We start from the raw sequence: 22548 nt of genomic DNA on the forward strand, positions 1-22548 counted from the left end.
CACTCACGAGCGCATCCGAACACGCCCCCCCCCCACCGGTCAAGAACCACTACCAGGCGCAATCATGCGACCACACTCGGTACTCGAAACGTGAAAACGTGAAACATCCACCTAACACGCTAATCCACCCAACCCAGAAAAACACCTCACCAGAACCGGACTTCGTGCCGTACCTCCCAAAGCGCTCCAGCACCACCAACCCGCAGGTCACAGCCCATACCCGGCCGGCCACCGCTCCAGAGCCCGATCAAGGCCGCTTCACAGGCGCTTCCAGTCGCTTCAAAGCCACATCAAAGCCGCTCTCTGGGGAGATTGGTCTGGCAGGCAGCTGGCTGTCAGTTGGCGCGAAGAGCAGCGACGGCGGTGTCGGTGTTGTCGGAGAAGACTCCGTCAACGCCGGCGTCGACGATTGCCGAGTATTCCGCGAATGCGTCGCCGAAGTCGGAGGCGGAACCGGGACGCCGCAGCTGTGCGGGTACGAACGCGTTCTCGTTACGGAACGTGTAGGGGTGCACAAGCAGGCCGGCGGTGTGAGCATCGCCGACCAGGGACGTTGTGGGTCCTGATGTTCCATCCTGGCTGAGAGGGACGATTTGTTCCTTCGATGGCCCGATCGCGTCGGCGTAACGAGCGATCTCCGTCAGCCCCGCCGGTGTGGTGAGCTCTTTCCACATCCGAGGCACTTGTCTTGCAGCCAGATCCGCCGGGCCGCCGGTCGCATCGGTAAGCTGTACGAGCGGGACCTGGAGTCGCTCACGCAACCACTTCAGGTTCCCGACCTCGAACGACTGGACAAAGACGGGCGCGCCTCGGCGGTTCAGTCCGTGCCGGTCGAGAGCAGCTACGAATGCTGGCTCCACTCGCAAACCGATGCCGGCGAAGTACGTCGAGTGCTTGATCTCGGGGTAGATCCCGATCTCCCGTCCGAGCTCTCGGGACATCCGCGCGCGCAGAGCCAGGTACTCGTCGAAGGTAGGGACCGGATACCGACCATTGTAGAGGGCATTGTGCGGACGGATGTCGGGGATGCGTTCAACCGCCCGCAGGGTACGGAGCTCAGCAAGCGTGAAGTCCTCGGTGAACCAACCTGTGTACGAGGTCCCGTCGATGGACTTTGTCGTGCGTCGGCTGGCGAACTCCGGTCGTCTCGCGACGTCGGTGGTACCGCCGATCTCGGGCTCATGCCGGCAGACCAGGTGCCCGTCGCGGGTCGGGACCACGTCACATTCGACGAAGTCTGCCCCCATCCGAGCCGCGAGCTCGTATGACGCGAGCGTGTGCTCAGGACGATATCCCGGTGCGCCGCGGTGGCCGATCACAATGGGCGCGGTCGTGTCCCGGCCGTGCGCGTCCGGCGAGGCGTACGCCGCCGTGGCTGAACCGATCGAGCCTGTGGCCGCGGCGCCGAGCCCGAGCACGATGAGGGCGCTGCGGCGAGAGAGGCGGCAAGCCCCCCGGTCAGGCGCGTAGGGCTCTACGTTGCTGCCACCTAGCGGTGAGAGATCAGGGTGTGTCGACATTTGAGGCAAAAACTATCACCGTCTTCCGGTTGGCGTGTGGCAGATGCTGCACGCCCCGCAGACCGGAGCCGCCAACATCCCCGCCGCACTCCGACATCACGGCCGCGACGCACTCCGACCACTCGAACTACTCAAGATCATCTGACTTTGCCGACCCCCTGCGGGGACGGTGCTGACGTCGGACTGGGCGATCAATACCGGCAACGGCTACTCCGGGGGCCTGCAGTTCGACCAGGCCACATGGGAGGCCTACGGCGGCACAGGGTCGGCGCACGAGGCCAGCCGCGAGGAGCAGATCGCGGTGGCGGAGAAGGTCCGCGCCGCCCGCGACGGCTACTCGGCGTGGCCCGCCTGCAGCAAGAAGCTGGGACTGGCCTGAGCCATGACCAACCGCACGTGGCGCACGGCGTCGAGGACCTGCATGACCGTCGTGGCGATCGCCACGACGGTCACCGCGGTCCTCGCGCTGGCGTCGTGGACCTCCGACGCCCCGCAGGGCGATCGGGTGGTGGGACTCGGGTCGGCCGCTCCGTGGGGGATGTCGGCCGACCCGAGGACACCCACCACACCGCGGTCGAGCGGAGGTCCGCGGTCGCGGAGGACATCGGCATCCCCCTTCCGAAAGGCCCTGCTGGACAGCTCTACGCCCCGTTCGAGAACCCGTCGGGGACGCTCGCACCGACGCAGACCGGGAAGTCACGCCGGTTCTTGGCCCCGATCTGTCTCGCGGCGCCCGGCGCCCTGCTGTGCAGCACGACGAAGCCGGACCTCCTGATGCTGACCGCGATGGCCCGCTCGCGGCGACAGATGCCCGGGCCGATCCTGGTGTTCGACGCGACGGGCACGGTTCAGTGGCCGGCCAAGCTGCGCTGGTCGCCGGTGGCGGGGTGCGAACGGTTCGAGGTCGCAGAGCGACGAGCGCGCACGATGGTCGAGGCCTCTGCGGTGTTCGTCGAGTCGAGTGGGGGGACGGGCGCCGGCAACGACAGGGTCTTCCGTGAGCGTGCCGTGGGGGTGCTGGCTGCCTATCTGGTGGCAGCTGCGAAGGGTGGGCACGGGATCGCACGAGTCGTGGGGTGGGGGCTCTCGCGCAGCGATGAGCCGATCGAGCTGCTCGAGTACGAGTTCCCCGACCGCGCGCGGAATCTCCGAGCGGAGATGTCGATGGTCGCGGAGACCTCCGACGCCGTGTGGATGAGCGTGCGGCGAGTCCTGGCGCCGTTCCAGGACTCGACGCTCAGCGAGCTGTGCTCGCCTGGGCCTGGGGAGGAGTTCGACGCTCAGCGCTTCATCGGGCTGGGGGGAACGCTGTACCTCATCGCGGGCCAGCGCGAGGACGGCGCGATCGCACCGGTGCTGACGGCGCTCGCTGAGGAGTGGATCGACGCAGCTCGGTCGATGGCACTGCGTTACCCCAGCGAACGACTGGACCCACCAGCCACCGTGGTGCTCGACGAGCTGCCTTCGGCCACCCCGGTTCCCGACCTGCCGGCGACGCTGGCTGACTCCGCCGGTCGTGGAGTTCTGATCCACTGGGCTGCTCAGTCCAAGGCCCAGCTCGACAACACCTTCGGTCGGGACAGAGCAACGATGTTGCTCGACAACTCAGCTCTCATGGCGGTGTGGGGCGGCTTGAAGGACGGGTCGACACTGCAAAGGACGGGTCGACACTGCAGTGGTTGTCGTCCATCCTGGGCGACCACGAGCGCGACCGCGTTCAGTCCCCGACCGGACTCTTCGGGTCTGACCGAGGCGCGACTCGCAGCAGGGAGACCGTCCCTACTTTCCGGCCGTCGGCGGTGCGAACAGTCGAGCGGGGAGCGACGATTATCGTTTTCCGACACTTGCGAGCAATTGTAGGACTTACAGTTGACATCTACGATCGAAAGGATGGTAGCCAGTTGCGCGACGACGCCGAGACCGTCCGGTCGGGGCGCCCGCCGATCGACTCGCGGGGATACCCCTCCCAGAGTGATCGGATCGCCCGACCCGACCGCGGTAGCGTCGCAGGGTCGAACATTACTGCAGCTCAGAACACCTTCAAGCGATAGCACTTGTGATAGCTAGGACGACAGCATTGACACGTGGTCTAGCACCTGCGGTCGGCACTGGCCGCAAGTGCACGTTAACCATTAATGCAATACACGCACTCGCATCGGCATTGACATTAGATTTATCAACCGTGTCATGCATCGCACGTTTCACCACGCCGACCACTGCGATTAGCAACGCTGTTACGTTCGCCTGTTAGTGCAGCTCTAGGCGTGCTTACCTGACTCTGCACGAGTACGCAGGCAAACAACACCGCGTCGTTTACAGCAGTACGACATACATACCTGCGTGCTCGTCGCCACACGTCCGCGCGTCGCTGCTTGTGCAGCAGGACACGTCGTCGTAAGCACACGTGTCTGACGGACCGTTGTCGCGCCTCAGAGCGGCGCAGCACGTGCGGGCGTGTCGGTCCTTGCTGGACCGCTGATGACCCCGTACACCTAATCTGCTCGCTGCGCGCAGGCCTCCATGAGCAGCTGTGTGCCCGCGGCAGCCTTTAACCGAGCGTGACTTAGTACTGCAACGGCAGTTGATCAGCTCGGGGGTCGTTCGCCGCGTCGGCGGTAGTGGCAGTCGCGGGCCTGTTGTTGGCGTTCACGGCGCCAGGTCGACCAGTGCATGACGTGGTCGATGCAGGTGAGCGGGGTGAAGGCGAGCGCGGCGAGGAGACGGCGGATCTCGTTGCCCGACAGCTGAATCAATGCGCGCCGGCTGGCTGAGGATCCCCCTTTTCGGCCTCGCGTGCGTGTTCGGCGGCGCGGGTGACGGCGAGGTAGGCCGCGGTGAGCATGGCCAGGGTGATGTGGGCGTGCCAGGCTCGGTAGGAGCGGACTTGGTAGTGGTCGAGGCCGGCCTCGTTCTTCGCGGTCTGGAAGCATTCCTCAATCGCCCACCGCGCCCCGGCGACTCGAACGAGGTCGCGCAGCGGCGTGTTCGCCGGGGCGGCGCAGCGGTAGAACGCCAGCTCACGGATGGTCTTGCCCTCTGCGGGCTCGGTCTGGCGGCGCACCAGCAGCCAGTGCCCCCAACCCGCCGGGAGGCCGTCGATGGCCAGCGCAACCGCGGTCCAGTCATAGACCCGCATCCCGTGCGCGCCCGGCCCGATCGCGCGGCGCTCCCACCCGTCGTGCCCGGTGTCGAGATCACGCGCCCCGGCGATCGTGGCCAGGGCCTTGGCCGGGCGACGATTCCCGTCCGGGCTGGTGAGCATGTCGTCATTGCGGGTGGCCAACACGAACGGGATCTCCCGCTCGGTGAGCCAGTCGCGAAAGCCCGGGTTCTGCCCGTAGACCTCGTCCGCGGTCACCCACGACCCGGACGTGAGTGCCCCAGCGGCGTACGTGCGGGCCAGCATCGCCGTCCCCAGCTGCGGTTTCGTGGCGAACTCGACGTCATCGGGGACATCCGCGCGCTCGCAGCGTTCGCGGTCCTCGGTCCACGAGGTCGGCAGGTAGAGCTCCCGGTCGATCAACGCCCGCCCCCGCTTCGAGGCGTAGGCCAGGAACACACCGAGCTGACAGTTGTCGATCTTCCCGCTGGTGCCGGTGTACTGGCGCTGCACCCCGGCCGAACACAGGCCCTTCTTGATGAACCCGGTCTCGTCCACGATGAACACCCCCGACGCGGTGTCGGTGAGATGTTGCAGGACGTAGCCGCGCAGGTCGTCGCGGACCCCGTCGACGTCCCAGTCCGCGGTGCGCAGCAGCCGCTGCATCCCGTCCGGCGACATCGCCCCGGCGTGTTCGGCGAGGGTCCAGCCGTTCTTCCGCTCGAGCCCCGCGAGCAGGCCTCGCAGGTAGGTTCCGACCCGCCGGCGCGGCTCGACCCTGCGGAAACGGCCAGAGATCAGCTCCACCACCGCATCCAACGAGGCCACCCACCCGGCAAGATCAACCACGCGGTGATCATCACCGCCGAACGGCCGTCAGCCTCTCACCACACGCCGAACTGCCGTTACAGTACTAGGTTGACCGCCAACGTCGTCTTACCGACCCCGCCCTTGTCGTTGACGAGTGCGATGGTCCGCAAGAGCGCATCTTCTCGTGCTAGTGTCCCGCGCCTCAAGTTCGATAGTTAAATAGATAGGGTGTCGGTATGTTGAGTTGCGTGCCGCCGCCCGAGTTCGTCCTGAGTGAGGAGGAGTGCGCCCGGTTGGTGGAGTGGGCGCGGGGGGATTCGGCGCGGTTGGCCACCCGCGCCAAGATCATTCTGGGGTGTGCGGAGCCGGGTGTGGTGTATGCCCGGCTGGCCGACGAGTTGGGCGTCACGGCGATGACGGTGCTCAACGTGCGCAAGCGATTCGCAGCGTCACGGCTGGACGGGCTGGCCGATCGGGCGAGCCCGGGGCGGGCGAAAGCGGATCTGGTGCTGGAGCCAGACGAGCGTGAACAGCTGCAGCGGTGGGTCAGGCGGGCCACGTCGTCACAGGCCCTGGCGCTGCGGTGCCGGATCGTGCTGGCGTGTGCGGACGGCCTGGACAACCACCAGGTCGCCGAACAGCTCGGGTGTCACCCGATGACGGTGGGCAAGTGGCGCTGCAGGTTCCTCGAGCGGCGACTGGCCGGGCTGCACGACGAGGACCGGCCGGGGCGGCCGGCCACGATCACCGCCGAGCAGGTCGAGGACGTGGTTATCGCGACGCTGGAGTCCACACCGGCGAACGCGACGCACTGGAGCCGGGCCAAGATGGCCGAGCGGACCGGGTTGTCACGCTCGACGATCGGGCGGATCTGGAAGGGGTTCAACCTCAGGCCCCACCGGGCCGACGGGTTCAAGCTGTCCAACGACCCGCTGTTCGTGGAGAAGGTCCACGACGTGGTCGGGCTGTATCTGAACCCGCCCGAGAACGCGGTGGTCTACAGCGTGGACGAGAAGTCCCAGGTCCAGGCCCTGGCCCGGTCCCAGCCCGCGTTCCCGATGATGCCGGGCATGCCCGAGAAACGCACCCACGACTACGTCCGGCACGGCACCACGACCCTGTTCGCGGGGATGAACGTGGCCGACGGGACCGTGATCGGAAAGACCTACCGATCCCACCGCGCCACCGAGTTCCGCAAGTTCCTGGCCTTGATCGACACCCAGGTCCCCGCCGGGCTGGACGTGCACGTGATCTGCGACAACTACGCCACCCACAAACACCCCACGGTCAGCAGGTGGCTGGCGGGCCACCCGCGGTTCACCATGCACTTCACCCCGACCTACAGCTCCTGGCTCAACCAGGTCGAGCGACTGTTCGCCCACGTCACCGACGACCTGCTACGCCGCAGCGATCACCGATCGGTCCAAGCCCTCGAAGCCGACCTACGCGCATGGGTCAAGGCCTGGAACACCGACCCGAAGCCGTTCGTCTGGACCAAGACCGCCGACGAAATCCTCGAATCCCTCAGCAGACTTCTACAGCGAATTTCCGGCGCGGGACACTAGCTGTTCGGCGTGCCTGGCCATCGTCTCTCCTGTCGACATCGCCACACCCTAATACTGTAACGGCAGTTCGGCGTGTGGTGAGAGGCTGACGGCCGTTCGGCGGTGATGATCACCGCGTGGTTGATCTTGCCGGGTGGGTGGCCTCGTTGGACGCGGTGGTGGAGCTGATCTCTGGCCGTTTCCGCAGGGTCGAGCCGCGCCGGCGGGTCGGAACCTACCTGCGAGGCCTGCTCGCGGGGCTCGAGCGGAAGAACGGCTGGACCCTCGCCGAACACGCCGGGGCGATGTCGCCGGACGGGATGCAGCGGCTGCTGCGCACCGCGGACTGGGACGTCGACGGGGTCCGCGACGACCTGCGCGGCTACGTCCTGCAACATCTCACCGACACCGCGTCGGGGGTGTTCATCGTGGACGAGACCGGGTTCATCAAGAAGGGCCTGTGTTCGGCCGGGGTGCAGCGCCAGTACACCGGCACCAGCGGGAAGATCGACAACTGTCAGCTCGGTGTGTTCCTGGCCTACGCCTCGAAGCGGGGGCGGGCGTTGATCGACCGGGAGCTCTACCTGCCGACCTCGTGGACCGAGGACCGCGAACGCTGCGAGCGCGCGGATGTCCCCGATGACGTCGAGTTCGCCACGAAACCGCAGCTGGGGACGGCGATGCTGGCCCGCACGTACGCCGCTGGGGCACTCACGTCCGGGTCGTGGGTGACCGCGGACGAGGTCTACGGGCAGAACCCGGGCTTTCGCGACTGGCTCACCGAGCGGGAGATCCCGTTCGTGTTGGCCACCCGCAATGACGACATGCTCACCAGCCCGGACGGGAATCGTCGCCCGGCCAAGGCCCTGGCCACGATCGCCGGGGCGCGTGATCTCGACACCGGGCACGACGGGTGGGAGCGCCGCGCGATCGGGCCGGGCGCGCACGGGATGCGGGTCTATGACTGGACCGCGGTTGCGCTGGCCATCGACGGCCTCCCGGCGGGTTGGGGGCACTGGCTGCTGGTGCGCCGCCAGACCGAGCCCGCAGAGGGCAAGACCATCCGTGAGCTGGCGTTCTACCGCTGCGCCGCCCCGGCGAACACGCCGCTGCGCGACCTCGTTCGAGTCGCCGGGGCGCGGTGGGCGATTGAGGAATGCTTCCAGACCGCGAAGAACGAGGCCGGCCTCGACCACTACCAAGTCCGCTCCTACCGAGCCTGGCACGCCCACATCACCCTGGCCATGCTCACCGCGGCCTACCTCGCCGTCACCCGCGCCGCCGAACACGCACGCGAGGCCGAAAAGGGGGATCCTCAGCCAGCCGGCGCGCATTGATTCAGCTGTCGGGCAACGAGATCCGCCGTCTCCTCGCCGCGCTCGCCTTCACCCCGCTCACCTGCATCGACCACGTCATGCACTGGTCGACCTGGCGCCGTGAACGCCAACAACAGGCCCGCGACTGCCACTACCGCCGACGCGGCGAACGACCCCCGAGCTGATCAACTGCCGTTGCAGTACTAGTTGAGTAAACCGGGACCCTGGTGAGCTGCTGAGTTCCTTATCTTTTTGTAGGAAGTGATCGGTTACTGCAGAGTGGCACGCAAAATCCATGCCAACGAATGCTCCTCGGCGGTCATGCTCGAATCGCCATCCGCCGGCTTCAGTCGTCGACGTGCGAAGGTGGTATTGAAACGGACCTTGTACGTAAGTTCCGGGAACAAGCGGAATCGGCTCATAGAGCGCATCACCCATACCGACATCGACATACCAGCTTTGATCTTCGCACAGAACCGTGAGCGCCATATGGCTTGCATCGGCGACCGACGGCACTCTCCCGTGAGGTTGAATACCGCCGCGATGGCGGGTTGCGGGGAAGCCGAGTGTGTTCAGTAGTTCGAAGAACGCTCCATTAAGATGATGACAGCATCCTCCACGGCCTCCAATTATATCTTTAGCAGCCTGCAGCGGATCAATTGACCTGCTTTCTCCGATGTGAATGCTAAGATTTTCGTGGGCGACGCGCTCGACATGCGCAGTATGGAGCAGCTTCAACGCCTGGATCGACGTTCCTGGATGGTTGCGGATGCCAAGGCGATTCAGGTAGCGGCGTACATCCTGATCTTCCACAATTTGGTCCAATCACGGGAAATAGCGGGTAGGCGAAGCCTGATTTACTGAATTCTGTACCTTTCAACGCTGCGCATAGAGTTCAGAACTGAGCGCGCAAAGTACTACATCACACGATCCCTACCAGGTCAGCCCGAGGCGCTGTCCACGCAAAGTCGTAGCACCGGATTCGGTGCGCTGCCCATGCGAGTACGAGCGGGCTTGACCTTCAAATTGCTGGCTGTCGACCACAATCTGGAAACGAACTTCAGTGAAGCCGAGGGAGCCCCCCGTCCTCCTGTTAGCGCTACACTCCACGAATGCGCCGATTACTTCATCATCTGCCTTAAGAAACCATGTTCCCATACCAATACTGTCGCTCTGTTGAAGGTTTCCTCCGTCTGGATTCGACTGCAGCATCGTTCCATCGGCGTGGAACATCATGACGTGATGAGCAAACGGTGCCGCAACAGCTTCCACGAGCCACACTCCGATAATGGCGCAGTCCGTCGACGTCACTAGACTTTGGACTCTATGAGCATGGCAAGGCGTTGCACACCCTGATCGATGAACTGATCCTGGACAGCCGCAATACTCAACCGGAGTGTATTGCGCCCGTCTCGGGGATCTGCGTGGAACGCGCTTCCCGGTAGAACAGCGACACCGGAGTCGATTGCTTCGCGGACCACACTATCCGCATCGAGGCTAGGAGGACCTTCTAGCCATACGAACAGGCCCCCGTCTGGAATTCGCCAACGGACCACTGGCGTAAGATGCCTTGTGAGGCTATCGCCGATCGTCTGCATTCGCCGTTCATATGTTGAACGAATAGTTTGAAGATGCTCTTCATAGGCAAGAGACTTAATTGCCTCAGCGGCTGTAGCCTGGCAGAGTGAAGACGTCTGCATATCAATTCCGCGTTTGATGCGCAGGACTGTTTTCAGAATCCTATCTGGAAGAACGCTGATGCCGATACGCAGCGCTGGCGCAAGAGTTTTCGAGAGAGATGTGATGTATGCGACGTTGTCTGGGGCGTACGAGCAAAGAGCTGGCTCGGGTGTGCCCGAATATCGGAGCTCGCAGTATACGTCGTCTTCGATTGCCAACGCGTCGTGACGTAGTAGGACTGCGGCGAGAGCCATTCTCCGAGCAGCTGATGCTGTTGCTCCGGTCGGATTTTGAAAGGTGGGTAGCAGATACACTAGCGCGCCGGGAAATCGGCTCAGCATCGTGTCAAGACTGTCTGGGGCGATGCCCTGATTATCCGTGGCCACCTGGACGACTTCCGCTCCATAGCTGCGGAAGACAGATAAAGCCGGCCCATATGTAGGCGTCTCGACGAGAACCACGTCGCCTGGGTCGAGGACCGATCCGGCGATATTGTTGAGAGCTCCAGAACCGCCTGTTGCGATGTGTATCCGTTCTGTGCATCGTGTCATCCCACGAGCCGCGAGTAGCTCACTACAGACTTCGATTAGTGGGGTGAAGCCTCTTACCTCACCGTACTGCAGGATGGTCGACCCATACCGAGCTAGTGCGTTTTTGACTGCCGATTCGAGTAAATCAGTTGGCAACAGATCGTGACTTGGGGCCCCCGCCGCGAACGAAATCAAGTCATTGCTGCAGATCACCCGCTCGAAGATCTCGGCAATTCTGTCGGTCCCAAGTTCACCTAGTTTCCGCTGAGCGGTCTCGGATGCCACACAAACCTCGTCTCCCGTTTCTCACCGATCTGGCGGCGAGACCCTAACGTTGTTAACCGAGTTTATCTCGACACTGGCCGTCGAGTTCTTCTACTCGGGCAAGTTGAGCTGATAGTTGGCGGTTATCCGTCACACTGGTTGGCGGCATCCTGCCAACTCCGCCAGGAGGGTTGCTTCGTCATGTCGGTGGTGCTTTCATCGATAGAATCTCGTTCGCCGCTAGGTAGCCTGCCTCTGGCGATCTCTCGAAAGTTACGGCTGGCGACATGAGTGGTGACGGAAGAGTGGTAACGTCCAGTCTAGCGTCACACTAAAATAGTTTAGGGAGAAGTAGGACCGGTGAAAGACGCGAGAGTTTCCGTCGTGGGCGCAGCGGATAATCGAGTTATCCGTGGACCGCAAGCGCAAGCACTACTCCCGTGCATTACTGCCGCCACATCAGGCTCTACAAGACTGTCGGCCGGAATCGTAGTAATGCCCCCGCGAGCATCGTCGAAAGTCCATTTTCACGAGCATTCCGACATTATCGTCATCGCCGTGGCTGGTCATGCCCTAACCCTAACTGGACCTGACCTCACGCCACATATACATGCGGCTGGAGAGTTCATCTTCGTTCCGGCCGGCGTACTGCATATGGCAGTAAATCTCAGCTCCTCTTCGCCGCTGACGGCGGTCGAGGTTCGGACGGATCCAGAGTTTAATGACGATGTCGTGCTCTGCCCTGACCGAGAGATCGAAGCGAAGCTTCGCGCGGAAGAGCTCCGCAAAAAGTTCGAGACGGAGCAACGAAAGCGAGCGGACGACGATTCAAGTTTCCTCGCACCGTGGATGATGAGAGCTCATGAATGCGTTTGGGTCGACCGGGTTGTGAAACGCTCTGACTAACCTGCGAACTAGAGATCGAGGAACGATAAACTTGATCTTTGCGTGACCGTGCGAGCTTCTTGGCCTTGAGGACCTGGATGGCTTGTCTCAGTCGCTGCGGTAGGCGTACGGGGGTTTCCCCTACCTGCTCAGGGGGGGGAGGGCTGGATTTTCGTTTTGATGCGACGAGGTGTTGAGTTCAATTCATGACGATTGAGGATGCCTCGGGTCGTGCGAGCACTGGACGAGCACCGCTGTTCGACGGCCGACGCCGCCGCAGGGAAGTTCTCCTCGTCGGAGTGTTCGTCGTTCTCCCGACGCTCGCCCTGTTCGCCGCCGTCCCGCTGGCCTGGGGCTGGGGTCTCGGCTGGGTCGACGTCGCCCTGTTCGTCGTCTTCTACGCGATCAGCGGCCTCGGCGTGACGGTCGGTTTCCACCGCTACTTCACCCACGGCTCGTTCAAGGCCAAGCGCCCGCTGCGGATCGCGCTAGCCATCGCGGGCAGTCTGTCGTTGCAAGGTGGGGTGCTGGAATGGGTCGGGACCCACCGCCGCCACCACGCCTTCTCCGACAAGGAGGGCGACCCGCACTCGCCGTGGCTCTACGGCACCGGCGCGAAGGCACTGGTCAAGGGCTTCTGGCACTCCCACCTCGGCTGGAACTTCAAGCGCGACCTGACCAATCATCAGCGGTTCGCCCCTGACTTGATCGCGGACAGCACCATGATGCGAATTCAGGGTGCTTTTCCAGCGATCGTCGTCGTCAGTCTGCTCGGCCCGGCCCTCATCGGCGGCCTGGTCACGATGTCCTGGTGGGGCGCGTTCACCGCGTTCTTCTGGGCCGGTCTGGTCCGCGTCGCGGTGCTGCACCACGTCACCTGGTCGATCAACTCGATCTGCCACATCTGGGGCGAGCGTCCCTTCGCCTCCCGTGACAAGTCCGCCAACGTCTGGTGGCTGGCGGTCCTGTCCTTCGGCGAGTCCTGGCACAACCTGCACCACGCCGACCCGACCTGCGCCCGGCACGGTGTGAAGAAGGGCCAGATCGACATCTCGGCCGTCGTCATCCGCGGCTTCGAGAAGCTCGGCTGGGCGACCGCCGTCCGCTGGCCCACCACCCGCCGGCTCGAGAAGCTGGCGACCAAGAAGCAGGCCGCCGCGGCCTGACCTGCCCGTGCCAGAAGGACTGGCGCCCCGGTGTTCCCACGAGCACCGGGGCGCCGTCTTGTCGCGGGGCCAGTCAGCCCCCGGCCCACCTCGGCGGGCTTGCGTGGAAGGTCGACCGCGCCGCGCTTGCTCCTACCGGTCGCGGTTTCCGGGTCGAGACCTCGGCCGTGTACCGCTTCCTGCGCGAGGCGACCGAGCTGCTCGCGGCGTTGGCCCCCAACCCTGGCCCAGGCGATCGAGGTCGCGCTCGGGAAGGCGTTCGTGATCCTCGACGGGACCCTGCTGAGCTTCCCCCGGTTTCCCGGAGTGCGGGCTACCTGTCTGCGTCGCGTTGGGCGCGACGATAGTGGTCTTCGTACTCGTCGGGTGAGAGCCCGCCCAGGCGTGCCTGGATCCGGCGTGGGTTGTACCAGCCGTCGAGGTAGCGGATCAGGGCGTGCTCGGCCTCGCGGCGGGTTGTGAACGTGGTGCCGGGCCAGTAGAGCAGCTCGATCTTGAGGGGGGGGTCAAGGCCCACCGTCGTCGTCACCATGACCAAGCAGAACTGACCACGCCAGCCCTGGTCCGATGCACAGACCGGCGCTCGACTCTCGCGGGGCCCAGCCCCGGCACGCTCACCGCGGGCTCGGGTGACAGGTGGGGCAGACCGGGCCGGTCAGGTTCCATCCGGCGGCGGTGAGCCAGCCCTGTGCCCTGGCGGGTAGCTGCCCGTCGGGGTCGGCGGCGAGGTCACCGGCCAGCAAGGGGCCGTCGCCACAGCGCTGGCAGGTCAGGTCGGTGATCGGTCCGCCTGGTGCGCAGGCCCGGCAGTAGCAGGCGGTGATGGGCCGGTCGGGGCCGTCGACGAGCCACACGGCATTCATCAGGATCTGCTGCAGCGGGTCGCCCGGGGGGCAGCCGCACCGGTCGCAGCACAGGGTCGGTCCGCTCGAAGCGTGCGGAGCGGGGTCGCCCATCACCGGGCGCGCCGATCCCTCAGACGGTCGGGGCCGGCCAGGCTTCGGGGCAGGTGCGGGGGACGTGCCGGCGCGGAATGCGGGGTTCATGGGGACCTCACTCCTGGTGGGCGGTGTCGCCGGGCTGATCGGTCGGGTCGCCGGGCTCGGTGGCGGCGGGCTCGGTGGCGGTGGGGCCGGGTCGGCGCTGCGCGGCGCGGGGCCGGGCCCGGCGGGCGGGCGGACGCGCTGGCTCGGCGGCCGGATCGGCGTCGACGCCGTCGGCCTCGTGGCCGGCGGTCCGACGTTGGGTGCGGGCCAGCTCGGTGCGCAGGTCGGCGACCTGGGCGGCATGGCGGGTCTCGGCGTCGCCTAAGCGCTGCTCGCCGTAGGCGCGTTCGCGGTCGACGTCGTGGGCGAGTTGCTCGCGCAGCGCGGTCAGGCTGCTCTCCGCCGCCGCTCGGGCGGCCCGATACTCGGCGGCCTGCTCGCGGACGTCGTTGATCTCGTCGGCCAGGCGGGCGCGGTCGGTCTCGGCGCGGTCGAGGTCGCGCCGGGTCGCCGCGAGATCCGCGGTCGCGGTGTCGCGTTCGGTGGCCAGCTGCTCGACGCGGGCCCGGGCCTCGGCGAGCTGGGTCTCGGTGCGGGTGTGCTCGCGGGCCAGCGCGGCCAGCTCGACCGCGACCCCCTCGGCCCGGGCGGTCGCGGTGTCCCGCGCGGCCGCCGCGGTGTCGCGCTCGGCGCCGGCGGTCTCCAGCTCCGCGCGCACGCCGGCCAGCTGGGCGCCCAGCTCGGCGGTGACCCGCTCGGTCTCAGCCCGGGCGGTGTCCCGCTCGGCGGTCAGTTCGGCGACCTGCTGTTCCAGCTCGGCCCGGGTCGCGGTGAGCTGGGCCTCGGCCGCCTCGCGGGCGGTGACGGCCTCGGCGCGGGCGAGGTCGGCGGCGTCGCGTTCGGCGATCGCGTCGGCGGCGTCCTCGTCGGACGCGGCAGCCGAGCGGCGCGCGGCCTCGGCCGCATCCCGGGCGGCGCGGGCCTGGGCGCGGGCCTCGTCGGTCGCGGCCTGGGCGAGGTCGATCTCGGCGCGCGCGGCCCGGCGGGCGGCGGCGATCTCCGCGGCGACCGCCTCGGGGTCCGCCAAGGTGCCCAGTGCGTCGCGCAGCTCCACCCCACTCTCATCGAGGCGGGAGAGGAGGGCGGCGACCTGGTCGGTCACGGTCTGCCCGGCCCGGGCGATCGGACGGGCCAGCGCGTCGTCGGGCTCCCCGCGCCGGCGTGCCGGGACGCCGCCGTCGGCGATCCGCTTGGCGTTGACCCGGTCGTGCATCACCCCGCCCACGACCTGGTAGCAGTACTTCGGCCGCCGCCCGGACCCGGCGTACTCCATCGTGTGCGCACAGCCCCCCGGGAACTGGCACGGCTCCAGCTCCGGCCCTCCCGCACGGGCCCGCCACCCCGCACCGCCGACGCCGGGCGAGGCGACCGCGCCGGACCCGACTGCCCCGCTGCCCGGCGACCCGCTGCTCACCGGCGCGGTGTCGCTCGCGGTGCCGCCCGGTGTGGCCGTGGTGGCCGTGGTGGCCGTGGTGGCGGGATCGACCGGCGTCGCCGCGGTGTCATCGCCATCGCGGTCGGCCGGCTCGCCGGGGAAGGGCTGCTCGCTCACGGGCTCGACTCTAGCCGTTTCGTATCGTTGCGTCAATCGTTCTGTATTTTGTTTTGTTACAACGAGACGATACGAAACAGAGCACTGCTTGGCGGGATCATGCAGAAGATCCCGCCAAGCAGCGGATAGGCTCCGCCGGTGCCGCACGCCGAGCTCGACGCCGTCCCGGAGACCTCGGCCGCGGTCGACACCCCGCTCTCGCCGGACGAGGCCGCCTACGTCGCCGCGGCCCGCGCGCACAACACCCGCCGCGGCTACCGCTCGGTCTGGACCGGCTTCACCGCGTTCTGCACCGACCACGACCTGACGCCGCTGCCAGCCGCGCCGGCGACGGTGTCGGCCTACCTGGTCGCGCTCGCTCAGGCCGGGGCGAAGGTCCGCACCATCGCCAAGCACCTGTCCGGGATCCGCGCTGCCCACCGCGCCGCGGACCTGCCCGATCCCGCCGTCACGGCCCGGGTCACCGCGGTCTGGGAGGGCATCCGCCGCAGCCACGGGGCCCCACCCGGCCAGGCCGCGCCGCTGATGCCGCCGCTGCTCGACCAGGCCGTCGCCGCCTGCCCGGCCACCCGCACCTGGAAGAACCGCCCCGACGAACCGTCGCTGGCCGGCGCCCGCGACCGGGCCCTCCTGCTCCTCGGATTCTGGGGCGCCCTACGCCGCGCCGAGCTCGCCGCGCTCACCGTCGAGCAGCTCGGCCCCGAACGGACACTGCGCAGCGGACGCCGCGGCCGCATCCTGACCCTGCACCGCTCCAAGACCAACCAGACCGGCGACCAGGCAGAACTCATCGGCCTACCCCGCGCCGAGCACCCCGACCACTGCCCACTCACCGCCCTGGAAACCTGGCTCCACCTCGCCGGAATCACCACCGGACCGATCCTGCGCAAGGTCTCCACCGGCAACCGCGTCCTTGACCAACCGCTGCATCCCGAGTCGATCAACAACCTGGTCCAGGCCGCCACCACCCGAGCCGGGCTGCCCGGTGGCCCCTACAGCGCCCACAGCCTGCGCGCCGGGTTCGTCACCTACGCCCACCTCCGCGGGGCCACCGACCGCGCCATCGCCCACCAGACCCGCCACCGCTCCATGGACACCATCACCACCTACATCCGCGTCGACGACGTCTTCACCGACAACGCCGTCCTGCAGATTGGCCGATGACCAGAATGGAGGAGGGCGATCTGGTCGAACGCAGATCCCAATGCTTCGCCTGATCATAAAGCTGGGCTGATGGCAAGTCTATTCGGCTTGACGCGCAGGGACTGCGGCTGCAACCTCGGCGCAGCTGTCGTGGCCGCGACCGTGGCGGCTCGGAGGCGGCCGTCACCATATTTTAGAGACACGATACCCCCATGCTCATCCAGTCCAATCGGGTCGTGATGCGTGCCGCCGAGAGTTCGGATGCCGAGTTCGTGGCCGCGTTGCTCAACGCGGACGAGTCGGTCCCGGCTTACGGTCCGCATTTCCCGGTTTCCGTCGGCGAGGTTCAGAAGAAGATGGCGGACTCGCGGTCGTATTCGCTGGTCAGCGAGCGGACCGACGGTGGAGGCGCGGTCGGTTTCCTCCGGTTCCGTCTTTCCTGGGGAGACTCGGTGATGAACGTCGAGGATGTCGTCTTTGCGGCGAAGGTGCGCGGAGCCGGTTACGGCCGCGAGTCGCTGGGCGCGCTGGTCGAATTCTTCTTCGGCCGCTGGGGCGGCCGCCGCGTCGAGCTGCAGCTGCGCGCGGACAACATGCGCGCGCGGCGAACCTATGAAGCTCTCGGGTTCGTGGTGGAGGGCAGGCGTCGTGACGTGGTCCCGCCAGCCTGGGGGCCGGCTGCTGACCGAGATTACCTGATGATGGGACTGCTGGGCCAGGTAGGCGGGGTCGTTGACCACCAGGATCGCTAGAGGCAACGAACCCCGTAGCCGGACAAGTTCGTATCTATAATCAACGAACGAGCCGATAATCGATAGGACTGAGACGCGATGAATATTCCAATGAACGACAAAATCATCCGGATTCGTCGAACTCCAGATGGCGAGGAGCGTCGGGAGTTCAAAGCGCTCGTTCTAGCTCAAGACCACATGACCCTACCGAAGAACAGCGACGTCGACGAAGACGACCTCGTTGAGTGGACAAACCCCGCAGGGCACCGGAAACTGCTCCGGGTCACGAACGTCAATTTCCTAAACGCGCCACGAGGCAGCGGCAGCCTTGACCACACCGAGGTCCGACTCGAAGCCGCTAGCAAACCGCGCCCGAGCGCACCGATTCCGCCGATGAGCATCACAGGAATGCATCCTGGGATCTCCACCGCCGCCGCGGCACTGTTCGCCGACGGCTACTACTCGCAGGCAGTATTTGAGGCGTTCAAAGCAGTCGAGGCACGAGTTAAGAGTCTTAGCCCGATCGACCAGTCTGGCAAGAAGCTGATGAGTCAAACCTTTGGTGCAAGCGAGGCGAAGCTCGACGTCGCTACTACCACCGGACAAAGTGCGATCGACGAACGCGAAGGGTTCAACCACTTGTTCATGGGTGCAATTCAGGGGCTTCGCGATCCACGTGGACACGGTCATCCATTGAACGACACGGCGGAAGAGGCAATCGAGTATCTGGCCCTCGCGAGTCTTCTCATGCGCCGCCTCGACGTCGCGGAGCGGCGCATCAGAAGTGGAAGCTAGCGACTCAAGCCACCATCTGCCGTGTTGGTGGCCGGCCCCTCAGCGGCCGGTAGCCTGTTCGCGTGCTCGATCCGATGTTCGACTCCGCTGACTACGAGCTGCGCTGGCCACGCGAGGTCCTCGCCCGCGAGCTCGCAGCGTTGCGCCGGACCCGGCCGACGACGGGACGGCGGGCTGAGCCCGAGGACGAGCGGATCGTGTTCCTACTGGAGGATGCGTTTGGTGAAGGCCCGGCCGAGGACTACCGGCAGCAAGCAGCGACTGGTCGTCAGGTCGCTGGGGCCCCGTGGAGCGAGGATCCCTGGGGCGTCAACTCCGACCATCGCGTAGCGGCATCCTCAGCCTCCGGCGAGGATAGCTACCTCGACGCACTGGTCGCAGCGCTTCCAGAGCTGCGTGAGCACCACGAGCCGGCGCCGTACTGGCCTGACCGACAACGAGTGCGGCGCAGCGCCACCGCCCCTCCCGATCCGGCATCGCTGCGCCGGCGGTTCGCGCGCCTGGTCGAGGAGCACCGGGCCCGAGGGCTGTTCGGCCGGGACCTACCCCCGGTGTGCGTCGACGACGGTGACCCCGTCAACGAGGCGGATGTCCTGGAGTCTCGGCTCGGCATCCCCGGGCTGTGGCCGCTGCAGCCCGAGACCTGGGACTCCGACACCTTCTACGGACTGGTCGAGGTTTTCCACGACCTCGCCGTCCGCCCCCGCGAACGCAGCTTCCACAACTGGGACGGTTGCGGCTGGCACTACAGCGTGTTCAGCGCCGACACCGGGCGCGCGCTGTACCGCTGGTCAACGAACCGGCTCTTTGAGCGCGGCGGCACGACTCTGCGACTCGCGGATTCAGGGGAGGACATCGGCCGCCTGGTACAGGTCACAGACGAAGCCCGGGGTGACCTCATCGACCGTGTCCTCGCCGCTCCCGACCACCAGGTCACAGACCAGGTGCAACACGCGATCTCGCTGTTCCGGCGACGCGACGCGACCACCCACGACAAGCGCTCGGCCGTCGTTGCCCTGGCCAACGTCCTGGAGGACCGCCGGGCCCTGCTGAAGTCGAATCTGTTCAGTGACGACGAGACCCAGCTGTTCCACATCGCGAACAAGTTCGACCTGCGCCATCGCAACGACAAGCAGCACGCCAAGTACGACCCGGCCTTCCGCGACTGGGTGTTCTGGTGGTACCTCGCGACTATCGAACTCACTGACCAGCTCATCGCACGTCAGTCCACTCGCGACGCCGCCGCCACATCGTGAACGGCGTCGCCGGGGGCGTCATGTCAACCACCGAGCACTCTCAACTCAGGTTGAGGTCAAGTGTCTGAGATTTGCCGACGTGCGCTGACTACGAGCCGATAATCAAGATTATGACAGTTTGGCCGGAGCGAGCTACATGGGATGACCCCGCGACTGCTCGCTCCCCAGTCTTGGCCGGCTTGCCATGACCTCGGCGTGATCGGCGTCTTCGCAGGGCGCGCAGCAGTAGGTGTAGCCCGTGGCGTTTAGAGAGGAAGTAGACGTAGACGCTGGACTCGTCCGGGTCTGCTGCAGCGATAGGTGACAGTCGGGTGTCATGCCGCGGCGGGCGCGGCGGGGCTGATGATGGTCTCGTACTCGATCGGGGTCAAACCGCCGAGACGGGCCTGTCGCCGTCGTCGGTGATAGGTGCGTTCGATCCAGGTCACGATCGCGGTCCGCAGTTCCTGGCGGGTGGTGAAGCGTCGTCGGTCGAGGACGTTCTTCTGCAGCAACGCGAAGAAGCTCTCCATCGCGGCGTTGTCGCCGGCGGCGCCGACCCGCCCCATCGACCCGACCAGCCCGTGACGACGAAGCGTGTGCTGCAGCTTCCGTGAGCGGAACTGCGACCCGCGGTCGGTGTGAAACACGCAACCGCCTGCTCGGCCGCGGCGGGCAACAGCATTCTCGACTGCCCGTACCGCCAGCTCAGAGGTCATCCGGGCGTCGATCGAGTAGCCGACTATCCGTCCAGAGCAGGCGTCCTTGACTGCGCAGCAGTACAGCTTTCCTTCCGCGGTGGAATGTTCTGTGATGTCGGCCAACCACAGCCGGTCCAGGCTGGTCGTGGTGGTGAACTCGCGCCGGACGAGGTCGTCGTGGACCGGCGGCCCGACCCGGCCGCCCTTGCCACGCCGTTTCTTCCCGAACACGCTCCACCAGCCGCCGTCGTGGCAGATCCGCCACGCGGTCCGCTCGGCCATCGCTTCGCCGGCGGCCGCGGCTTCGACGACGAGGTAGCGGTAGCCGAACTCCGGGTCGTCGCGGTGGGCATCGAGCAACGCATTCGCCCGATACGCCTGTGCGAGGTCGGTGTCGGTGATCGGGTCGGCGAGCCACCGGTAGTAGGGCTGGCGAGCGAGGCCGAGCACCCGGCACGTGAGCGCCACCGCGATACCGTCGGCGGCGAGCTCTCTCACGAGCGGGTAAAGCCTTTTCCCGGTAGCTGGGCCTGGGACAGATACGCCGCCGCCCGCCGCAGCACCTCGTTCTCCTGCTCCAACAACCGGATCCGCTTCCGGGCCTCACGCAGCTCGACCGACTCCGTCGACGTATGGCCCGGGCTGGCGCCGTCGTCGACCGCTGCCCGGCGCAGCCACTTCTGCAGCGTCATCGGGTGAACGCCGAAGTCGGTGGCGACCTGCTCGATAGTGACCCCGTCCTCGCGGGCACGGGCCACCCGCACCACGTCGGCCCGGAACTCCTCGGGGTATGGCTTGGGCACAGCTACATCCTCTCAGCCCGCCGGACCGGCAAGCCAGATCAGATGTCACCTATCGCTGCAGCAGACCCTTGCACTGCCCGCTCCGCTCGGTCTGGGTTCGGCCGAGAGAGGCCGTCGATCCTGTCTCCAGCGTCCGTCGAGATGCCCGTGTGACCGTTCGTGACGCCGAACGCACCGCGTCACGAACGGAGCGCTACCGATGGTCCGATATCTCGTCACCGGCGGAGCCGGTTTCATCGGTTCACATCTCGTCCACGAGCTGCTCGCCGCCCGGGCGGACGCCGAGGTCGTCGTCCTCGACCGGCTGACCTACGCCGCCGACCCGGACGGCCTGCCCACGCACGAGCCCCGGATGACGTTGGTGGTCGGGGACGTCACCGACGCGCCGCTGGTGCGGGACCTCTGTGCAGGCACCGACGTTGTCCTGCACCTCGCCGCGGAGTCGCACGTAGACCGGTCCATCACTGATGGCGGCGGATTCGTCCGGTCCAACACACTGGGAACCGCCGTCGTCCTCGACGCCTGCCGCGTAACCGGGGTCCAGCGGATCGTGCACGTCTCCACCGACGAGGTGTACGGCTCGATCACCGCCGGGCGCTGGACTGAGGACGCGCCGGTCGACCCGCGCTCGCCGTACTCGGCGTCGAAGGCGGGAGCCGACCTGCTGGCGCTGGCCCAGCACCGGACGCACGGCCTGCCGGTGCTCGTCACCCGGTGCTCCAACAACTACGGCCCGGGGCAGTACCCGGAGAAGCTGGTTCCGCTGTTCCTCACCCGTCTGCTCGACGGGTTGGACGTCCCGCTCTACGGGGACGGCCGCCACGTCCGGGACTGGCTGCATGTGCGGGATCACTGCCGGGCCCTGCTGCTGCTGGCCGAGCGAGGCACGCCGGGCGCGATCTACAACATCGGTGGCGGCACCGAGCTCACCAACCGCGAGCTGACCGGGATGCTGCTCGAGCTCACCGGCGCCGGATCGGAGCGGATCCGGCCGGTCCCCGACCGCCCGGGGCACGACCTGCGCTACGCGGTGGACGACTCCAGGGCCCGCGCACTCGGGTACCGGCCGACGCGCGATCTCCGGTCGGGACTGGCCGCGACCGTCGCGTGGTACCGGGACAACCGCGGCTGGTGGGAGTCGCGACGGCCGGCGTCCATCCCGCTCGACCGGGCGCGCGCACTGAGCTACCCGGAGCCGGTTCGATGAGCGACCGTCCGGTGGAGCGCACCCTGATGGTGGCCCGGATGCCGGTCGGGCGGGCCGAGCAGGTCGCCCGGTTATTCGCCGAGTCGGATGCGACTGGTCTGCCGCAACGGATGGGGGTCCGGCACCGGGCGCTGTACTCCTTCCACGGGGTCTACGCGCACCTGATCGAGGCCGAACCCGGTCTGGCGGACCGCATCCGCCGGGCGCGGGCCGAGGACCCCGGGTTCGGTCGGATCAGCGCCGCGGTCGATGCGCTGGTCAAGCCGTGGGACCCCCAGACCTGGCGTGGTCCGCTCGACTCCCAGGCCACGAGCTTCTACCGCTGGAGCCCGGAGTGAGCGCCGGGTTCCGCGCCGTGATCGAACTGGAGATGACCGGAGACGACGCCGTCCGATTTGTCGCCGAATGGCCCCAGATGGCCGGGGAGGTCGCCGAGGTGCCGGGATGCCTCGGGTAGTGGCTGTTCGGTCCGGACCGGGACGGAGTGGTGATCATGAGCGACTGGGTGGACGAGGGCGCC

Annotated in this window: 23 protein-coding genes; 12 read left to right on the plus strand and 11 right to left on the minus strand. The window is 66.6% G+C overall.

Annotated features, from left to right (window positions below; all coding sequences use genetic code 11):
• Positions 1 to 335: 335 nt before the first annotated feature.
• The gene (locus tag Ae717Ps2_RS33585) at positions 336 to 1418 is read right to left on the minus strand and encodes a glycerophosphodiester phosphodiesterase (protein WP_233147888.1); all 1083 of its coding nucleotides are present in this window, start codon (positions 1416 to 1418) and stop codon (positions 336 to 338) included.
• A 271-nt stretch (positions 1419 to 1689) separates the two neighbouring features.
• Between Ae717Ps2_RS33585 and Ae717Ps2_RS33590 the strand changes: the two genes are divergently transcribed.
• A complete protein-coding gene (locus Ae717Ps2_RS33590) occupies positions 1690 to 1899 on the plus strand; it encodes a transglycosylase family protein (RefSeq protein WP_083702730.1) in 210 nt (69 codons plus the stop codon).
• A 152-nt stretch (positions 1900 to 2051) separates the two neighbouring features.
• Positions 2052 to 3380, plus strand: a complete 1329-nt coding sequence (locus Ae717Ps2_RS33595) for a type IV secretory system conjugative DNA transfer family protein (protein ID WP_075313181.1) — start codon at positions 2052 to 2054, stop codon at positions 3378 to 3380.
• 725 nt (positions 3381 to 4105) lie between these two features.
• Here the strand turns inward: Ae717Ps2_RS33595 and Ae717Ps2_RS38635 are convergent.
• From Ae717Ps2_RS38635 to Ae717Ps2_RS40775, 3 genes are read right to left on the minus strand one after another with little or no spacing between them, the layout of a single operon-like run.
• Positions 4106 to 4273 (minus strand): hypothetical protein, encoded by a 168-nt coding sequence (locus Ae717Ps2_RS38635; RefSeq protein WP_170917006.1) that lies wholly within the window; start codon positions 4271 to 4273, stop codon positions 4106 to 4108.
• Positions 4270 to 5469 carry an IS701 family transposase gene (locus Ae717Ps2_RS33600; protein WP_075332982.1) on the minus strand — a complete coding sequence of 400 codons (1200 nt, stop codon included), beginning with the start codon at positions 5467 to 5469 and terminating at the stop codon, positions 4270 to 4272. The genes Ae717Ps2_RS38635 and Ae717Ps2_RS33600 overlap by 4 nt, the downstream gene beginning before the upstream one ends.
• A gap of 56 nt (positions 5470 to 5525) precedes the next feature.
• Positions 5526 to 5636 carry an AAA family ATPase gene (locus Ae717Ps2_RS40775; RefSeq protein ID WP_139319252.1) on the minus strand — a complete coding sequence of 37 codons (111 nt, stop codon included), beginning with the start codon at positions 5634 to 5636 and terminating at the stop codon, positions 5526 to 5528.
• 30 nt (positions 5637 to 5666) lie between these two features.
• Here Ae717Ps2_RS40775 and Ae717Ps2_RS33610 point away from each other — a divergent pair, with 30 nt between their 5' ends.
• Both Ae717Ps2_RS33610 and Ae717Ps2_RS33615 read left to right on the plus strand, forming a co-directional pair.
• A complete protein-coding gene (locus tag Ae717Ps2_RS33610) occupies positions 5667 to 6995 on the plus strand; it encodes an IS630 family transposase (protein ID WP_075334863.1) in 1329 nt (442 codons plus the stop codon).
• Between the two features lie 116 nt (positions 6996 to 7111).
• A complete protein-coding gene (locus Ae717Ps2_RS33615; RefSeq protein WP_075332982.1) occupies positions 7112 to 8311 on the plus strand; it encodes an IS701 family transposase in 1200 nt (399 codons plus the stop codon).
• A 75-nt stretch (positions 8312 to 8386) separates the two neighbouring features.
• Here Ae717Ps2_RS33615 and Ae717Ps2_RS33620 read toward each other — a convergent pair whose 3' ends face one another.
• The 3 genes from Ae717Ps2_RS33620 to Ae717Ps2_RS33630 form a co-directional block, all read right to left on the minus strand.
• Positions 8387 to 9103, minus strand: a complete 717-nt coding sequence (locus Ae717Ps2_RS33620) for an arylamine N-acetyltransferase (RefSeq protein WP_075334864.1) — start codon at positions 9101 to 9103, stop codon at positions 8387 to 8389.
• A 120-nt stretch (positions 9104 to 9223) separates the two neighbouring features.
• Entirely contained in the window at positions 9224 to 9571 is a 348-nt protein-coding gene (locus Ae717Ps2_RS33625) for a hypothetical protein (RefSeq protein WP_143510929.1), read from the minus strand.
• Between the two features lie 29 nt (positions 9572 to 9600).
• A complete protein-coding gene (locus Ae717Ps2_RS33630) occupies positions 9601 to 10785 on the minus strand; it encodes a PLP-dependent aminotransferase family protein (RefSeq protein ID WP_075334865.1) in 1185 nt (394 codons plus the stop codon).
• A 474-nt stretch (positions 10786 to 11259) separates the two neighbouring features.
• On the opposite strand from Ae717Ps2_RS33630, the gene Ae717Ps2_RS40780 reads away from it, so the two are divergent.
• Positions 11260 to 11670 (plus strand): cupin domain-containing protein, encoded by a 411-nt coding sequence (locus Ae717Ps2_RS40780; protein ID WP_075313137.1) that lies wholly within the window; start codon positions 11260 to 11262, stop codon positions 11668 to 11670.
• Between the two features lie 185 nt (positions 11671 to 11855).
• Positions 11856 to 12815 (plus strand): acyl-CoA desaturase, encoded by a 960-nt coding sequence (locus tag Ae717Ps2_RS33640; protein ID WP_075313139.1) that lies wholly within the window; start codon positions 11856 to 11858, stop codon positions 12813 to 12815.
• Between the two features lie 313 nt (positions 12816 to 13128).
• Here the strand turns inward: Ae717Ps2_RS33640 and Ae717Ps2_RS33645 are convergent, their stop codons facing one another.
• From Ae717Ps2_RS33645 to Ae717Ps2_RS40155, 3 genes are all read right to left on the minus strand, one after another.
• Positions 13129 to 13332, minus strand: coding sequence for an IS3 family transposase (locus Ae717Ps2_RS33645; RefSeq protein ID WP_158071631.1), 204 nt, complete (start codon positions 13330 to 13332; stop codon positions 13129 to 13131).
• 97 nt (positions 13333 to 13429) lie between these two features.
• Complete coding sequence (locus Ae717Ps2_RS33650; RefSeq protein ID WP_139319108.1) at positions 13430 to 13678, minus strand: hypothetical protein; 249 nt, start codon at positions 13676 to 13678, stop codon at positions 13430 to 13432.
• Positions 13679 to 13868: 190 nt separating this feature from the next.
• Complete coding sequence (locus Ae717Ps2_RS40155; RefSeq protein WP_075334867.1) at positions 13869 to 15413, minus strand: hypothetical protein; 1545 nt, start codon at positions 15411 to 15413, stop codon at positions 13869 to 13871.
• Positions 15414 to 15551: 138 nt separating this feature from the next.
• On the opposite strand from Ae717Ps2_RS40155, the gene Ae717Ps2_RS33660 reads away from it, so the two are divergent.
• The 4 genes from Ae717Ps2_RS33660 (at position 15552) to Ae717Ps2_RS33675 (ending at position 19338) form a co-directional block, all read left to right on the plus strand.
• The gene (locus tag Ae717Ps2_RS33660; protein ID WP_075313109.1) at positions 15552 to 16577 is read left to right on the plus strand and encodes a site-specific integrase; all 1026 of its coding nucleotides are present in this window, start codon (positions 15552 to 15554) and stop codon (positions 16575 to 16577) included.
• A gap of 191 nt (positions 16578 to 16768) precedes the next feature.
• The gene (locus Ae717Ps2_RS33665) at positions 16769 to 17308 is read left to right on the plus strand and encodes a GNAT family N-acetyltransferase (RefSeq protein ID WP_075313111.1); all 540 of its coding nucleotides are present in this window, start codon (positions 16769 to 16771) and stop codon (positions 17306 to 17308) included.
• A gap of 78 nt (positions 17309 to 17386) precedes the next feature.
• Complete coding sequence (locus Ae717Ps2_RS35815; RefSeq protein WP_083702733.1) at positions 17387 to 18082, plus strand: TIGR02391 family protein; 696 nt, start codon at positions 17387 to 17389, stop codon at positions 18080 to 18082.
• A 62-nt stretch (positions 18083 to 18144) separates the two neighbouring features.
• The gene (locus tag Ae717Ps2_RS33675; protein WP_143510931.1) at positions 18145 to 19338 is read left to right on the plus strand and encodes a hypothetical protein; all 1194 of its coding nucleotides are present in this window, start codon (positions 18145 to 18147) and stop codon (positions 19336 to 19338) included.
• A 314-nt stretch (positions 19339 to 19652) separates the two neighbouring features.
• On the opposite strand, the gene Ae717Ps2_RS33680 is transcribed toward Ae717Ps2_RS33675, so the two are convergent.
• Positions 19653 to 20821 (minus strand): IS3 family transposase gene (locus Ae717Ps2_RS33680; RefSeq protein ID WP_369804896.1). Its coding sequence is split into 2 segments (ribosomal slippage): positions 19653 to 20534 and positions 20537 to 20821, totalling 1167 coding nucleotides; the frame shifts between segments, so codons are not numbered across the junction.
• Between the two features lie 199 nt (positions 20822 to 21020).
• Here Ae717Ps2_RS33680 and rfbB point away from each other — a divergent pair.
• Together rfbB and Ae717Ps2_RS33695 are read left to right on the plus strand one after the other, a co-directional pair.
• Positions 21021 to 22028: a dTDP-glucose 4,6-dehydratase gene (gene rfbB / locus Ae717Ps2_RS33690; RefSeq protein WP_075334872.1), complete on the plus strand. Its 1008-nt coding sequence runs from the start codon at positions 21021 to 21023 to the stop codon at positions 22026 to 22028.
• A complete protein-coding gene (locus tag Ae717Ps2_RS33695) occupies positions 22025 to 22366 on the plus strand; it encodes a TcmI family type II polyketide cyclase (RefSeq protein ID WP_233147889.1) in 342 nt (113 codons plus the stop codon). The genes rfbB and Ae717Ps2_RS33695 overlap by 4 nt, the downstream gene beginning before the upstream one ends.
• Positions 22367 to 22548 lie beyond the last annotated feature (182 nt).

It is taken from the genome of Pseudonocardia sp. Ae717_Ps2 (genome assembly GCF_001932475.1).
Lineage (GTDB): Bacteria > Actinomycetota > Actinomycetes > Mycobacteriales > Pseudonocardiaceae > Pseudonocardia.